Annotated in this window: 14 protein-coding genes and 3 tRNA genes; 7 read left to right on the plus strand and 10 right to left on the minus strand. The window is 37.6% G+C overall.

All coding sequences use genetic code 11. From position 1 onward, the window contains the following. Nucleotides 1-144 precede the first annotated feature (144 nt). From E0D95_RS06050 to E0D95_RS06060, 3 genes are all read left to right on the plus strand, one after another. The gene (locus E0D95_RS06050) at nt 145-771 is read left to right on the plus strand and encodes a superoxide dismutase SodB (RefSeq protein WP_130803048.1); all 627 of its coding nucleotides are present in this window, start codon (nt 145-147) and stop codon (nt 769-771) included. Nucleotides 772-957: 186 nt separating this feature from the next. Continuing rightward, a tRNA-Asn gene (locus E0D95_RS06055) sits at nt 958-1,033 on the plus strand. A gap of 7 nt (nt 1,034-1,040) precedes the next feature. Beyond that, nucleotides 1,041-1,116: transfer RNA gene (locus E0D95_RS06060), tRNA-Asn, on the plus strand. Nucleotides 1,117-1,233: 117 nt separating this feature from the next. Here E0D95_RS06060 and E0D95_RS06065 read toward each other — a convergent pair. Together E0D95_RS06065 and E0D95_RS06070 are read right to left on the minus strand one after the other, a co-directional pair. Continuing rightward, nucleotides 1,234-1,860, minus strand: coding sequence for a YitT family protein (locus tag E0D95_RS06065; protein ID WP_431830755.1), 627 nt, complete (start codon nt 1,858-1,860; stop codon nt 1,234-1,236). A 1-nt stretch (nt 1,861) separates the two neighbouring features. Further along, entirely contained in the window at nt 1,862-2,344 is a 483-nt protein-coding gene (locus tag E0D95_RS06070) for an Lrp/AsnC family transcriptional regulator (protein ID WP_130803050.1), read from the minus strand. Nucleotides 2,345-2,735: 391 nt separating this feature from the next. On the opposite strand from E0D95_RS06070, the gene E0D95_RS06075 reads away from it, so the two are divergent. After that, nucleotides 2,736-2,811 (plus strand) — tRNA-Asn (locus E0D95_RS06075). A gap of 52 nt (nt 2,812-2,863) precedes the next feature. Then, nucleotides 2,864-3,307 (plus strand): DUF2726 domain-containing protein, encoded by a 444-nt coding sequence (locus E0D95_RS06080; protein WP_130803051.1) that lies wholly within the window; start codon nt 2,864-2,866, stop codon nt 3,305-3,307. Nucleotides 3,308-3,337: 30 nt separating this feature from the next. Here E0D95_RS06080 and E0D95_RS15670 read toward each other — a convergent pair whose 3' ends face one another. From E0D95_RS15670 to E0D95_RS06095, 4 genes are all read right to left on the minus strand, one after another. Further along, a complete protein-coding gene (locus E0D95_RS15670) occupies nt 3,338-3,520 on the minus strand; it encodes a hypothetical protein (RefSeq protein ID WP_431830741.1) in 183 nt (60 codons plus the stop codon). A gap of 160 nt (nt 3,521-3,680) precedes the next feature. Continuing rightward, nucleotides 3,681-4,586 (minus strand): OmpW/AlkL family protein, encoded by a 906-nt coding sequence (locus E0D95_RS06085; RefSeq protein WP_130803052.1) that lies wholly within the window; start codon nt 4,584-4,586, stop codon nt 3,681-3,683. Between the two features lie 217 nt (nt 4,587-4,803). Further along, complete coding sequence (locus tag E0D95_RS06090; protein WP_130803053.1) at nt 4,804-5,874, minus strand: OmpW/AlkL family protein; 1,071 nt, start codon at nt 5,872-5,874, stop codon at nt 4,804-4,806. Between the two features lie 253 nt (nt 5,875-6,127). Beyond that, on the minus strand, nt 6,128-6,511 hold the full coding sequence (locus tag E0D95_RS06095; RefSeq protein ID WP_130803054.1) for an Mpo1-like protein: 384 nt from the start codon (nt 6,509-6,511) through the stop codon (nt 6,128-6,130). A 219-nt stretch (nt 6,512-6,730) separates the two neighbouring features. Here E0D95_RS06095 and E0D95_RS06100 point away from each other — a divergent pair, with 219 nt between their 5' ends. Further along, on the plus strand, nt 6,731-8,194 hold the full coding sequence (locus tag E0D95_RS06100) for a CYTH and CHAD domain-containing protein (protein WP_130803055.1): 1,464 nt from the start codon (nt 6,731-6,733) through the stop codon (nt 8,192-8,194). A gap of 42 nt (nt 8,195-8,236) precedes the next feature. Here E0D95_RS06100 and E0D95_RS06105 read toward each other — a convergent pair whose 3' ends face one another. Beyond that, nucleotides 8,237-8,869 (minus strand): hypothetical protein, encoded by a 633-nt coding sequence (locus E0D95_RS06105; RefSeq protein ID WP_130803056.1) that lies wholly within the window; start codon nt 8,867-8,869, stop codon nt 8,237-8,239. Nucleotides 8,870-8,977: 108 nt separating this feature from the next. On the opposite strand from E0D95_RS06105, the gene E0D95_RS06110 reads away from it, so the two are divergent. Beyond that, the gene (locus E0D95_RS06110; protein WP_130803057.1) at nt 8,978-9,379 is read left to right on the plus strand and encodes a DUF3144 domain-containing protein; all 402 of its coding nucleotides are present in this window, start codon (nt 8,978-8,980) and stop codon (nt 9,377-9,379) included. A gap of 133 nt (nt 9,380-9,512) precedes the next feature. On the opposite strand, the gene E0D95_RS06115 is transcribed toward E0D95_RS06110, so the two are convergent. The 3 genes from E0D95_RS06115 to E0D95_RS06125 all read right to left on the minus strand — a co-directional run bounded on the left by E0D95_RS06115 (nt 9,513) and on the right by E0D95_RS06125 (nt 14,132). Continuing rightward, nucleotides 9,513-9,830 (minus strand): hypothetical protein, encoded by a 318-nt coding sequence (locus E0D95_RS06115; RefSeq protein WP_130803058.1) that lies wholly within the window; start codon nt 9,828-9,830, stop codon nt 9,513-9,515. 131 nt (nt 9,831-9,961) lie between these two features. Beyond that, nucleotides 9,962-12,733 carry a M16 family metallopeptidase gene (locus E0D95_RS06120; protein WP_130803059.1) on the minus strand — a complete coding sequence of 924 codons (2,772 nt, stop codon included), beginning with the start codon at nt 12,731-12,733 and terminating at the stop codon, nt 9,962-9,964. A 166-nt stretch (nt 12,734-12,899) separates the two neighbouring features. Then, a complete protein-coding gene (locus tag E0D95_RS06125) occupies nt 12,900-14,132 on the minus strand; it encodes a voltage-gated chloride channel family protein (RefSeq protein ID WP_130803060.1) in 1,233 nt (410 codons plus the stop codon). Nucleotides 14,133-14,206: the final 74 nt, after the last annotated feature.

Raw genomic sequence — 14,206 nt, forward strand, 5'->3', positions numbered from 1 at the left:
CGTATTTATTACAAGTATTTATATATACGTATTAGTTCGAGCTTTATTGTGTATTGTTATTTAAAACAATCACCTTTTGCATAAATAATCATTTACAATGAAGCCACTTTATTCTACTACCCAGCTAACGCAAGGAATAGGAACATGACAACCATTACTTTACCTGCTTTACCTTATGCTTATGATGCACTTGAACCACATATCTCTAAAGAAACTTTAGAATTTCATCACGATAAACATCATCAAACTTATGTGACTAACCTGAATAACCTGATCAAAGGCACAGACCTTGAAGGTAAAACTTTAGAAGAAATTATCCAAGCATCTGCGGGTGACTCATCTAAAGCAGGTATCTTTAACAATGCCGCACAAGTTTGGAACCATACGTTTTACTGGAACTCAATTGCTCCAAACGGTGGTGGTAAACCGACAGGCGCGATTGCAGCAAAAATTGATGAAGCATTTGGTTCTTATGAAAAATTTGCTGAAGAATTTGCCAATGCAGCAACGACTCAATTCGGTTCAGGTTGGGCATGGTTAGTGGCTGACGAAGTCAATGGTAAACTTTCAATTACTAAAACTTCAAATGCAGATACTCCACTTGCGCATGGTCAAGTTGCTGTATTGACGATTGACGTTTGGGAACACGCTTACTATATCGACTACCGTAATGCACGTCCTAAATACATTTCTACTTTCCTTGAAAGTCTGGTGAACTGGGATTACGCAAATGCAAAACTTGCGGGTCAACCAGCAGGTGTAGAAAAATAAGTTTTATTTTTCAAAAACCGCTCATCATTGAGCGGTTTTTTTTGACGTAATTAAAATGACAAATACCTATTTTGATGAATAAAACAGCATAAGTTTCTGTTTTGATGATAATTAAGTCATTTAACCCATGTTTTGAATTTTTATTCTTGACCTCATGTCAAGATGTGCCTAGAATGCGCATCAGATTCTCCAATAGCTCAGTCGGTAGAGCGACGGACTGTTAATCCGCAGGTCCCTGGTTCGAGCCCAGGTTGGAGAGCCAAAACTAATCTCCCATAGCTCAGTCGGTAGAGCGACGGACTGTTAATCCGCAGGTCCCTGGTTCGAGCCCAGGTGGGAGAGCCAAGATTCGAAAAGCCCACATATTTTTATGTGGGCTTTTTTTATTGCTATGATTTTTTCAGTTCTACACAAAATAGAAAAACAGCTTGGCTCTGCTCGCTGTTTTATCTTTCAGTTAGGTTAAACCACATAGCGGTCAGGACGATGGTTCAAAGCCAATATCAAATTGAGAATGACTGCGCCTAATATCGAGATCGCCAATAATGGCCAACTCACAAAGGCAATTGAAGCCAATAAAATGGTAATGTCCAAACCCATCTGAATTTTACCCGCTGGCACACCGTAACGTTCTTGTAAAAAGAGTACCAATAAATTAAACCCACCCAAACTCGAGCGATGACGAAATAATATTAGAAAACCTAATCCCATCAATACATTGGCAAGGATGGTGGCATACAGGGGGGTTAATCCATCCACATGAATAAAATAAGGATGTATCTCCGTTAAAACAGACAGTAATCCAACAGCTAAAAAGGTTTTTATCACCATCTGAACACCTAACCGCTTATAAGCCAAGTAATAAAATGGAATATTAATCAGAAAAAAAACCAGACCAAATTTTAGTCCTGTCACATAATGAATCAGTAATGATAAACCTGCTGTTCCACCTGTAAGTGTTCCCGCTTGCTGCATCAGCATCATGCCAAATGAGATAATAAATGTCGCAATGATCATGGCTAGACCATCTTCGATATGGGAATGGGACGACTCTTTTACGGATGGAATCATATCTGCTTTAGCCGTCATATTAGTCATGTAATTTATCCATGTTCATCATTTGATGATTTTCTTTAATGCGCTCAAGCACAATAGATGTATGACAATTACTGACGCCAATCTTAAGCGTGGTTAGTTTGTTGATCAGTTGACTCATTTCATTTAAGTCACGCACCATGACTTTTAATACGTAGTCAAAGTTTCCAGTCAGCTTATATACTTCACGAATCATATTCTCATGACGTACAAAATCCAGAAACCTTGCTAAGACTTCATCACTATATTGCAGTAATTTAATTTCAATAATGCCCATAATCGGCTGTAGCTCAGCCTCAGGATGGAGCTGCGCATAATATCCTTGAATCATACCGCGTTGTTCTAATGCAATTCGACGACGAGAACACTGCGAAGTTGAAAGCCCAATAATTTCAGCCAGTTCCTGATTACTCAATCGGCCGTTGCATTGCAAATGCTGTAAAATTTTATAATCATATTCATCAAGGGAATCATTCATTGCAGTTTTACTCACATGATCAGCTCGTCATCATCTTTAGTGTTGTGTAAAAGAGATATCATTCAACAAAAAACTAAGATTCATGGATAAGACAAGTACCCAGTTATCATAAACGCTTAAGCGAGTATCATGCAATAATATTGTATAGAATATTAATAGAAGAAATAAAAATGTAATTAACAAAAAAATAAGGGCAAATATTGCATAAAACTTCTATTGCTACTGTGAAATCCAAAAAATGGCTGTTCTGTTGAGGTTCCATCCAAGATAAAGTTGAATCGTTGATCTTACTCAATTTGCCTAAATTTAAACCATCTGCCATTTTTTTAATATTTTCATACTATTGAGGCTTGACCAATGCTCTTTAGCCACTTAAAATCCTACACCAGATTCTCCCATAGCTCAGTCGGTAGAGCGACGGACTGTTAATCCGCAGGTCCCTGGTTCGAGCCCAGGTGGGAGAGCCAAATTTTTAACCCACTCTATATGAGTGGGTTTTCTTTTGAGTGATTACAGAGCGTGTTTAGTTCATCTCAATTTTTCTTTTTGAGTCTTGGCTCTATCGCCAGCTTAGTGCTGATTTTTATTTGTTTAAAATCTTTTTTTATTTCTAAGCGACAATTTTTTGCACGTGCTCCCATGACAGCATTTGAAGCTAAAATGTTTTATCGGCTGAAGACTGCACTGCCGCATCACCATATTTTGGCTCAGGTTGCATTTAGCGCGCTCATCACCAATGACCATCTTAAAATAAGACGTAAATTTAATCGGAAGGTCACGGATTTTGTCATTCTTAATGAAACACTAGACGTGATTGCCATTGTTGAGCTAGATGATCCAAGTCATTTAGAAAAGATGCAAGAGGATCAATTACGCGACAAGATGTTGAAAGAAGCTGGATATGATGTATTTCGATATACAGAAATTCCAAATATTCGCCAATTGCAAAAAGATATCTTGTAAATTTAAGTCATTAACTCATGAAATTTTAATTTACTCAGCAGCGGATGAACTATGCTTTTTTGCAATTTCTTCGTGTTGTTGTTTATATTTTCTCTGATTTTCAGCATCACTTTTAGCTGCTAAAAATGCCATACTAAGAATGAAGAAAAGAAAACACAGACCTAATCCCATAAAGAATAAAGCTTGACGATTAGGTTTAGCTGACATTTGCATGCTCGTTTATATGAAAAATTGAATATGCAATAGTATAACAAAGAACAAATCAGGAAAAATCAATTCAGTTAAATTTAAGGTTTTTATTTTCTCTATTTCTCAGACAGTAAAAAAGATAAAAAAACCCCGATAAATCGAGGTTTTTTGAGATCGTAATAAATTAGAAACGATAGCCCAAACCAACAAAGGTCACGATTGGATTGATTTCAATCTCACTTTTACCAGTTACAACTTTAGCACCACCTAATGTATTAGAAACAATATCTAATTCTGCATTAGTTTTAAGATGTGCATACGATACAGAAGCTGTCGCGAACCAATCTTTGTTAAAGTTATAGTCTGCGCCAATGGTCGCAACTGGAGCTACAGCATCATCAATATTCACCTTTGATACTGCAAGCCCTAAATTTCCTTGAGCTGCTTGAATAGCAGCAGCCGCAGCTTGTCCAGCAGGACCAGAATTAGCCAGTATTTTACCAATTCCTTGACCATATGGACCTGCTAAATAACCAGTCATTGAAGCATTTAATGCAGGGTTTACATCACTATCCAATTTAAAATTTGAAAAGTGCGCATACATAATACCCGCCCCCACGAATGGACGGAATTTACTATTTACAGTACCAAATTGATATTTTGCTAATAATGCTGGTGTATAAGCATCAACATCACCCACTTCACCAATTTTTCCTAAATCAACAGATGGTCCAGGAAGAGAAGCACCACCTAAATTTATACCTTTAAGAATCGTTCCTTTTCCATCAATTTTCATTTTTGGAGGATAACCACCAACAAATTCAAGTGACACATTATCATTCACATAATAGTCAAAAAGAATCGCAGCAGTATCAGCATCATCTATCTCAAAACCTGCATCAGGATCTGAGGTTGTAATAGTTTTACCTAAATTTAATGCTCCAGCAACACCCTGTTTTTCACCTTGAGGCATAATGTGCATCCAACCTGCGGATACCCCAAAAGTTTTACCGTCTGAAGTTGCTGCTTGTGCTGCAAAGCTGGTCGCCAATAAAGCAATTGGGAGGAGTGCTGTTGTTAATTTTCTCATGGGAAATCCTGTCTATTTGTCGTAAATACGATAAGGTCTAAGGTATCCAAACCTTATTGTTCGACAATTATTAGAATAAATACTTAAAAGATCAATACAGAGTTAGAACTTGAAAGTTCAATTATTTATAATTATATGAATTTTCGTATAATTCTTTTTATAATTTTTACAGATAAATGTGATGAGCAATATCATATTGCTCATCTTTGTTTAAATTTTAGAAACGGTAGCCGACACCGACATAAGTAATTAATGGATCTAGATCAACTTTAGTCGTTGCATGAATTAACTCTTTTCCTGTTTTACTGTCCGTGACGCTAATGGTTGCTTTGTTATTAAAGTTCGGCATATAAGTTAAAGACATAGTTGAAAACCAACGATCAGTGAAATCATAGGTAAAGCCTGCTGTAACTACTGCACCAAAAGCATCATCAGTATCTACTTTTACGTGAGGGTCAGCTGAAGATTTACCTGAATTCTGTAAAGCTTCGCCTGCTTTACCGTCAAGTACGTTTTGTACCATATGTCCTGCATTGATCAAATCTTGTTCAACACCACCATTTAGTTTAATTTTATCAAAGTAGCCATAAACAATCCCTGCACCCAAATAAGGTCTTAATTTGTTTACGCCTGATTTACCAAAATGATATTGCGCAGTTAGTGCTGGTGTCCAAGCACGAACTTCTGCGGCTTTGCCATGTGCATCAAGATCTGTGATTAAAATATCTTTTTCTAAATGGAGACCATCGAATACTTTACTTGTAGTGCCAAAAGCATCAGCAGAAACACTTGCTACAATTTTACCTTTTCCATCAATATCCACTTTTGGCGGCACACCACCTATGAGTTGCAATGAGACATTGTCATTAATAAAATAGTTTAAAGTTAAACCGAGTGTATCTACATCATCAGCCTCTAAACCAGCATTATTTGTCCACTCACTGATTCCACTAACATTTGCATTTCCACTAAATGCTGCGGGTAATTTATCATTCTTTATGAAAGTATCTACTAAACCTTTTATAAAACCTGGTTTAATCGCATCATACTTTTCTTGAAAGTTGGTACCATATTCCGTCAAATCAGAAGCCTTAATATCTCCGACTTTATACGCGCCACCCTCTTCAACTGCTGTATTAATATGAGTTGAATTCGCCTTTCCTTGTGGCATGACATGTAACCAACCCGCAGAAACAGACCAACGTTTAAAATCCCCACTATCGGCATAGGCTAAATGTGTAGATAAAAGAAATACCGTAGGTACGACCGTTTTCAATAACTTTTTCATGATTCTAACTATCCATAAAAGCGTTCATTATTTTTCTGGTCTTAGAACCCCTTTCTAAAACCATGTGTAGGATATTAGAATATTTACTCTAAATTCAAGAAAATATATTATACTTTTCACTTAAATTTTCACTTAAATTTCAATTCTTGTGATCAACTTTGCATCTTGTTTACAATTATTTTTTATTAGATTTAACCGCAATAAAAAAATCACCTAAAAAGGTGATTTTGCAATAATTAAAGTGGACTCAATATTAACTTTCAATCTTGTCAAATTTACGATTTCTTAAACTTAATCGACCTCTGAGCACATCAGAAAACATTTTCCAGTCAGAAATAAAGCTATAAAGTGGCTGCTTAAAGCTAGCTGGCTTGTTTTTTTCGAAAATGAAATGCCCCACCCATGCACAGGCATAACCCGATAGCAAACCATAAGCGACATATTTCGATTGACGCTTACGAATCGCCTTACTTAGAAAATAAAGTCCTAAACTGCTACCTGTCACATGCAAACGACGGCTCAGAATGTCACGATGCTCTGTTAAATAGAAATGATAAAATTCCTGATAATTTTTAATTGGTAATTGAACATTGGGTGTGTTAACTGAACTTTTTGGAAATTTTACTGGCGCATTCATCGTCTTCATCCTGAGACCGTTTATTTATTTAACCACTCTAAACACTGTTTAAAAAAAAGTCTATTGGATCTACTTAAAACTTTATAGCCTACTTCATGCCAATTTAAACGTGCGTTGATTACACAGGCTTTACTCAAAATATCTTTTAAAACACATGTTTAATGTTATGCTAAATAAAACTAAACCCTTAAATTATAAGTATGTTTCAGGAGAAAATTCATGGTCGAAATCGAATTAAAATTTCAGCTTCCTGAAAATAAGAAAAAAAGTGTTTTGCAAGCACTGAAAGCCAAAACCGCACAGAAAATTCGTTTACAAGCCAAGTACTATGACACAGCAGATCGCTTACTTGCACAGCATCATATGGCCATTCGTTTGCGTCAGGAAGGTGACAACTGGGTTCAAACCTTCAAAGCATCTGGCAAAAATCATCTGGAACGTATTGAGCACGAAGTTCATTTGGGACAATGTAACGTTGAACCCGAATTAAATCTTAATCTATTTTTTGAAAATAAAGCGGTTAGAAATTTGCTTGATCAGGTATTAGGTGAACAACAGGATCAATTAACGCTACAGTTCAAAACAGATGTGAATCGTACTTTTAGAATTATTTCAATTGATGAAACCGATATTGAAGTCTGCTTGGATGATGGCATCGTTTCCACCGCAGAACAATCAGAAAAAATTTGTGAAGTTGAGTTTGAATTAAAACAAGGCTCACCTGAACAATTAATTTTATTTACCCAAGACTGGGTGAAAAAATATCAACTTTGGCTGGATGTGCGTAGTAAAGCCGAACGTGGCAATTTATTATCAATTAAACAAAAAGCATCACAAGCGGTGAAAGCCAAACCCTTGATATTAAATAACCACGATTCTACTGATATTGCAGTTCGTAAAATGGTGGCGAATGTATTGCAACAGTTGCTGCCCAATGTTGCAGTCATAGCGGATGGCGTTGCAAACCCTGAACATATTCATCAGGCACGTATTGCAATTCGGCGTATGCGCAGCATTTTTAAAAGTTTTAAGTCGTGGTCAGATGACATTGATTCTTTATGGGAAACGCAACTCAAGCAAATATTTCAAACGCTAGGCACAACACGCGATTTGGATGTGATTCGGGATGAAATATTACCTGAATTATTAAAGGCAGATGCACCCTTTCAGGATTTACCTGAAGCGGCAAAAAGCGAGGATCATGTTCATCTGCTGTTTCAAAAACCAGAAACCATGTGTTTGCTGTTGCAGCTTTTAGCATTTAGTTATCATGAACAATCAGATCATAAAAAATCAGCTAAACTTAAGAAAAAAATCAACAAATCACTGAATCAATTGCACAAAAAAATTATTCAGGATGCCGATCATTTTAGCCAGCTTGAAATTGAGCAAAGGCACCGCACCCGTAAAAACTGTAAACGCTTACGTTATTGCATCGAGTTTGTGGCAAGCTTATATGATGAGAAGTCTGTCAAAAAATACTTAAAGCAATTGCAAGCAGTTCAGGACAAACTTGGTTTATATAATGATTTACATGTGACTGAACATGTTTTTATTGAATCTGCCGACCAACAAGCGGAATATTGGTTTGCCATTGGCTGGAGTAGAGCGAAACAACAGCAACTTTTACTGGAGTCAGAACAAGAACTCAGAAAATTAGCTGATATTCATATTTTTTGGTAAGCCCAAAAGCACTAAGATTTTCAATTTAACGCTCATGTAAGATTAACGATATTTACCGAACACTTTCCAGATGCCATTGTCCGCAATCGGGTCTTGGTAACTATCATTACGTTGTTTACGTGGTTTGTCGCGAGCATCGACCAGTTTAAAATGTGGCTCAACCCCTAAAATTATCCCATTGACATAAAATCGGGTTCGGGTGTAATCACTTTGTCCATGCTGAAACACATAAGTTCGTAAATCAATAAATTCGCGATGCGCCACTAAAGCTGCGCTGTCATCACTTTCAAGCCATTGTTGCATGGCAAAAACTTGATCAGTGTCAAATTGCCCGCATTTTTCAATTAAGCTGGCAACGCCTCTAAAGGTTTTAGATTCTTTTGCTCGAGTTTTATTAATCCGAATACGATCTACATGAAAGAAAAAAAGTGGCAGATTGAGATGACTGGGTAAGTGAACTGCATCTAAAACTTCGTCTTGCATAAAAGGCTGACAAAGTACTTGCGCCCTTTCGATCAATTCTTTCCATTCGCGATAATATTGTTCGACTTCGCTTTGTAAACCATAATAAATCGGTAAACCTTCGACATGTTCAAGATGTTCAGGCGGCCAACAATGCTGACGCAATAGCGCAATATCGGTTTTTAAACGCTGAATCTCAATTGCATCTTGCATAAAGCACCTGTTTCAAATCCACTTAGGCTATTTTAGCCTAGATCAAAGGTTTAGTTTATGCAAGGCTTTCACGTATAATACGGGTATTCGTTTGTGTTGGAAAAAGCCATGTCTCAAAAAATTGATGCCACAGATATCACTGAAGAAGAAGCGTTAAATGCCGTCTTTTTTGAGCGTGCTGATGATTTCATTAAACTTGCCAATGAGTTCTGCCGCCCGAAGAAAGGTGAAAAGCCCAATCCTGCGGAAGTTCGTGGTCAGGTCAGTGCTGCCATGTTATTTGGAACCGCACGTTTTAATACATGGGTGGCGGCCAATAACTTTAAAGATGGCAATGAAATGCGTGATGCGAAAGAGCAAGTGATGTCTTATGTCCTGCAACAGTTTCAAATGATGCTTGAAGATAATTATGATGAGTATTGCGAGCAGTTTGATAATTACTTGCGCTTTCGTGAAAATGAAGAATTTCATACCCACAAGCATGAACATAAACACGATCACAACCATTGAGAAAAAGCCCTTTACGGGCTTTTTTTAATCGTCTTTTTTTAAAGATTGCTTTTATAAGTGCTTTTATTATCGCATTTGGAAGAAAATAAAGAGAATCAAAAATAGCGGGAAAAAATTCGATGAAATTTAACCATTAAATCTTACGATCCCAAACAATTTTTTTCACCTGATTATTCACCACTGTCACGGTATAGTACGTGTTATCAATCAAGTAAATATAGTCAACTGCACTTAGCGTTTTTCGATTTTCTTGCCATTCATAGCTACGCTGCGAAATAGGTGCTTGTTGCATTTTTTGCATCAGATTAGCATAGCTATCCCCTACATAGACCAAATTACCACTTTGACTGCGCATTGAGTTAGTTTCAGTGCTAGCCAAAATCAAAGTTGAACTACTCAACAATGCCATAAATACGCTATAAACAAATAATTTTCTGGTTTTATTCAACATAATTGACCTTTGTTTTAAACCTTTATATTTTTAACAAGCCTAACATAGACTTTTTTTTACTCTTGAGTCAAATCTAAGCCCAAATATAAAAAAGACTGCCGAAGCAGCCTTTATGTAGGTTGACGCTCTCTTTACTGCTTCTTTGCAACTTGACCATATTGATCTGCCATCACCTCAACAAAGTAGTCAAGCTTGATGTATTTTTTGATCACGGCATCTACATCTGCCTTGCTTAAATTGGCAATATCACGGTCACGTTGCCCGCGATCCAGCATATTTTTACCACGCTCCAACTGGCTATTTAGCATACGATGAATACTGCGTTCATCTTCTAATGTGGTGACACGTTTTTTCAAAATATCTGCTTTGGCAGATTCCAATTCCTGTTCAGTTACACCACCTTGCAATAACTTTTGCAACACGTGATGCACCGTTTGCGACACTTGTTCACCGCGACCTGCGGTATAGTTCGCTTCAATCGTGAGTGCGCCAACATTGGTGTCACTGTCTAATTGCAAATCGCTACCAAAACCATAAACCAGCGCATTTTTCTCACGAAGTTCTTGCCCCAAACGTGAAGATAATTGTGATTGACCCAAAATGTGGGTAAACACAATTAATGCAGGTGCATCAGGATGGTCTATACCGACAGGGAAAGTCAGAATACTTTGATAATTACCAAACTCGCGCTGTTCAGACAAGGCATGTACTTTTTGTGCTGGATAGTCAGTATCAGTGGATAAAATCTTTTGATAAGGTTCTGAGCTTGACCAAGAACCGAAAGATTGAGCTACAAATTGCTGCATCTTTTTAGCATCAAAATCTCCTGTGATGGCAATCTGGGCATGATTCATGGCAAAGAATTGATCATACAATTGTTTGACTTGCGCCTTCGTTGCATGGTTCAACTGCTTTTTAGCAAATTCGGGCTCAAAATGATAACGCAAATCCCCCGGTTGATAAATTTCGATAATTCGTGCCAAATTCAATGCTGCCACGGTTTCAGGCTCGGTATATGGTCGATCCAGACTTGCCAGACTTTGTGACTTAATTAAATCAAACTGGCTTTTTTCAAAGCTTGGATGCTTCATTACATCTACCACAAATTTAAAAAAGTCTTCAAATTTATCTTTACGTGCCTGAATATTAATGGTGATGCCATTTTCTGAACTGGTTGCAGTGGCTGCGCCACCCGCCTCGATTGATTTGTCGGCAACATCCTGCAAGCTGTATTGGTTTGAACCACGCAGTAACAAATAAGAGGTTAAATCCAGAACAGTGCCCTTATCAAATAACGATTTTTCCGTACCAAAGTCGAGCGTGATGGTGGCGTAAACTCGATCATCTCGGGTCTGTGTTGGAAATAGCGCATATTGCATACCGTTTTTAAGCTGACCACGCTGAATTTTCTTCTCGGTATTTTGTAAATAATCCGCCGATGATTTTACATATTGACTGACTTCCTGCTTATACACACTGGCATCTTTTAAGGGCTCTTCAGCAGTGGGGTGTTGATCCAGCGTTTTTGGTTTTTCTTGCTGTTTTTTTTGCTCCAGTGCTTTTTTCTGTTCTTCTGGTGTGGGTTTAATGTCGCCTGAAATACGATGTTCGGCACTTAAAAATTGTTTTAGGGTTTGATTAACTTCACTGACATTAAGTTTTTGCACGGCATCCAGATCATTAAAATATTGCCCCCAATTCCCTTTTGAAGACACAATATAATCACTCAAACGCGACCCTAAAGCCGTTGAATCATTCAAGATTAAATCAGCCTGATTTTGCATCAGGGTTTTAACCCGTTTTAATTCGGTATCATTAAATGCTTTGCCATTTTCCACCTGAGAGATCAGCGTAGATTCAACTTTTTTTTCATCATGATTAGGTGCATAAATTGCCCCTAGAAATACCAAGTTAAAATCCTGATCAAGCCATGTCGTGGACTGAACTGCGGTACTGATGCCTGTTTCTACTAATCCCTGATACAAATGTCCACTGGGTTGCATGGTATACAGTAACGGCGAAAGTGCCAGACTTGGCACCACTTTTTTGTTTGTACTGTCCATATAAATATGAAACTTGGCTAAATCACTACCCTTTTGTACTAAAAAGTGACGTGGATTAATTTTACTGGAATCAAGTTTTGGCACTTGTACACTGGCTGGAATATTTCGAGCAGCAATTGGACTGAAGTTTTTATCAATCGTTTTCAATACTTCTGCTTTATCAAATTTTCCTGAAATGACCATGATGGCATTATTTGGCGCGTACCATGTTCGATAGAACTTATTGACTTCATCGAGTTGAATCGATTTAAGTTCGGGTAAATCCCCAATTGGTAAACGACCTAAGTATTGATTGCCATACGCCGCTTTAAACACTTGATCCATCAGGACCGAGAATGGCTGATCCATACGGATTTCACGTTCGCGTTTAACAATTTCAATCTCAGAAGGAACAAATTTTTCCTGTAAGACCAATTTATCCATTCGTTGAGATTCTAAATACAGAATTTCATTTAAGGCTTGCGGTTCTGGACGAACAATATTGGTATAGCGCGTAGAGTAATATTCCGTACTGGCATTGGTCATGAGTGTGTACTGATCCAGACGGCGCTGAAACTCATCACCTTTCACATCTTGAGTACCTTTAAACGCCAAGTGTTCCAACAAATGCGCCAGCCCACCTTTACCTTTTGGGTCATTGAGAGACCCTGTAAAATAGATGGTATTTACAAAGACTTTATTTTCTTTATTGTTTGGGGCAAGCACCACCCGAAAACCATTATCCAGTTTATATTCTTCAATATTCTTTTCACTTTTGACCAATACGGTTTGTGACCAAGCACCTGCACTTAAACCAATAAAACACAAAGAGAGAGTAAGTTGTTTAAACCGAATTAACATAAAAATTCCAAAATTAATTTAAATCATATGAATTATTTGAACGTCGCTATAGTATGAAAATACTTGATTTTTTTATAGTGAAGTTTTGAAACGAGCGTCACATTATGCTGTAGTTCAATTGTCCCCAAAATTCAACTAAATAACATGATAAATGTGTATTTCAGATTCAATCTTCAGCACGTAATCTAAGATTTTGCTGAGTATATAAACCACAATTCCCTGAAAAAAGATAAGCCAACAAACAGGTAATGACTGCGTATTGTGCGATATCTGCGCCGAATAACTCAATTGCCAAAACAATGGAGGTCAATGGTGCCTTGCTCGCGCCAGCAAATAAACTCACCAAACCTAAGCCTGCAAGCAATGAAATAGGTAAAGGTAAAAACTGCCCCAAAGCATTGCCAAAGGTCGTACCCACAAAAAACAACGGGGTAATTTCCCCTCCTTTAAAACCTGAACCAAGCGTGGTGGCGGTAAAAATGATTTTACCGAGAAAATCAGTAATAGGAAGGTCAATATAAAATGAAGAAATAATACTGCCGACACCTAAACCATTAAACTTCTGATGACCCACCAACACCGTCATCAACATAATTAAGATACCACCAATCATGGGTCGAAACGGCATAAAACGGATGTAGCGATTGAGTTGCTTACTCACATATAAAATAGAAGCAATAAACATTCGAGCGACAAAACCGAATAATAAACCTGCCACAATCAGACTTGAGATGGTGCTGAAATTTAAATCTGGGAAACTGGAAACCACATAATACTGATGTGGATGACTAATATGAAACAGTTCAGGAATCTGTGAAGCCACCAGCGCAGAAACAAAGCAAGGAAAGACTGCTGAATAGCGTAATTTACCCAGTGAGGTAATTTCCAGACCATATATTGCACCAGCCAACGGCAATCCAAAAATAGCCGCAAAACCTGAACCAATACTGGCAATGAGAAAAATCTTACGGTTATCTCCGGGTACTTTAAAGACTTGCGTCATATGATCGGTCAATGCACCTGAAAGTTGAACTGCCGGAGCTTCGCGTCCAGCCGAGCCTCCAAAAATCTGGGTTAAAATCGCGCTGAAAAATACCAAAGGAGTCATTCGTTTTGGAATAAATGCTCTAGGATGATGAATTTCATCAATCAGTAAATGCGTTCCCTTTTCAATTGGTGTGCCATAGTAATAAAACAGATAACCCATCAACAGCCCAATAAAAGGCAAAAAATAGACCAGCCACGGATAAACAATTCGAGTTTGATTGGCAATATCAAAGCACACAAAAATAAGGCTAGAGGATAAACCAGAAATCACCCCAATCAAGACAGAAGCAACGACCCAATAAGCGGTGTAACGAAAAATCTGTGTGTATTCTGAAGATGGAAAAACTTTCATAATACTTACGGCTATAGCTATGGGATGAAAGGGGAAATTTATCGTGATTATAGTCACGACCAAATGAAAATAAG

This window comes from Acinetobacter ihumii, from assembly GCF_900625095.1.
GTDB lineage: Bacteria > Pseudomonadota > Gammaproteobacteria > Pseudomonadales > Moraxellaceae > Acinetobacter > Acinetobacter ihumii.

Coding starts and splice junctions, on each gene's coding strand:
- E0D95_RS06070 (WP_130803050.1), bottom strand. CDS start 2,344: ATGAATGATTCCCTTGATGAATATGATTATAAAATTTTACAGCATTTG.
- E0D95_RS06065 (WP_431830755.1), bottom strand. CDS start 1,860: ATGACGGCTAAAGCAGATATGATTCCATCCGTAAAAGAGTCGTCCCAT.
- E0D95_RS06090 (WP_130803053.1), bottom strand. CDS start 5,874: ATGAAAAAGTTATTGAAAACGGTCGTACCTACGGTATTTCTTTTATCT.
- E0D95_RS15670 (WP_431830741.1), bottom strand. CDS start 3,520: ATGCAAATGTCAGCTAAACCTAATCGTCAAGCTTTATTCTTTATGGGA.
- E0D95_RS06105 (WP_130803056.1), bottom strand. CDS start 8,869: ATGCAAGATGCAATTGAGATTCAGCGTTTAAAAACCGATATTGCGCTA.
- E0D95_RS06085 (WP_130803052.1), bottom strand. CDS start 4,586: ATGAGAAAATTAACAACAGCACTCCTCCCAATTGCTTTATTGGCGACC.
- E0D95_RS06115 (WP_130803058.1), bottom strand. CDS start 9,830: ATGTTGAATAAAACCAGAAAATTATTTGTTTATAGCGTATTTATGGCA.
- E0D95_RS06120 (WP_130803059.1), bottom strand. CDS start 12,733: ATGTTAATTCGGTTTAAACAACTTACTCTCTCTTTGTGTTTTATTGGT.
- E0D95_RS06100 (WP_130803055.1), top strand. CDS start 6,731: ATGGTCGAAATCGAATTAAAATTTCAGCTTCCTGAAAATAAGAAAAAA.
- E0D95_RS06095 (WP_130803054.1), bottom strand. CDS start 6,511: ATGAATGCGCCAGTAAAATTTCCAAAAAGTTCAGTTAACACACCCAAT.
- E0D95_RS06110 (WP_130803057.1), top strand. CDS start 8,978: ATGTCTCAAAAAATTGATGCCACAGATATCACTGAAGAAGAAGCGTTA.
- E0D95_RS06125 (WP_130803060.1), bottom strand. CDS start 14,132: ATGAAAGTTTTTCCATCTTCAGAATACACACAGATTTTTCGTTACACC.
- E0D95_RS06050 (WP_130803048.1), top strand. CDS start 145: ATGACAACCATTACTTTACCTGCTTTACCTTATGCTTATGATGCACTT.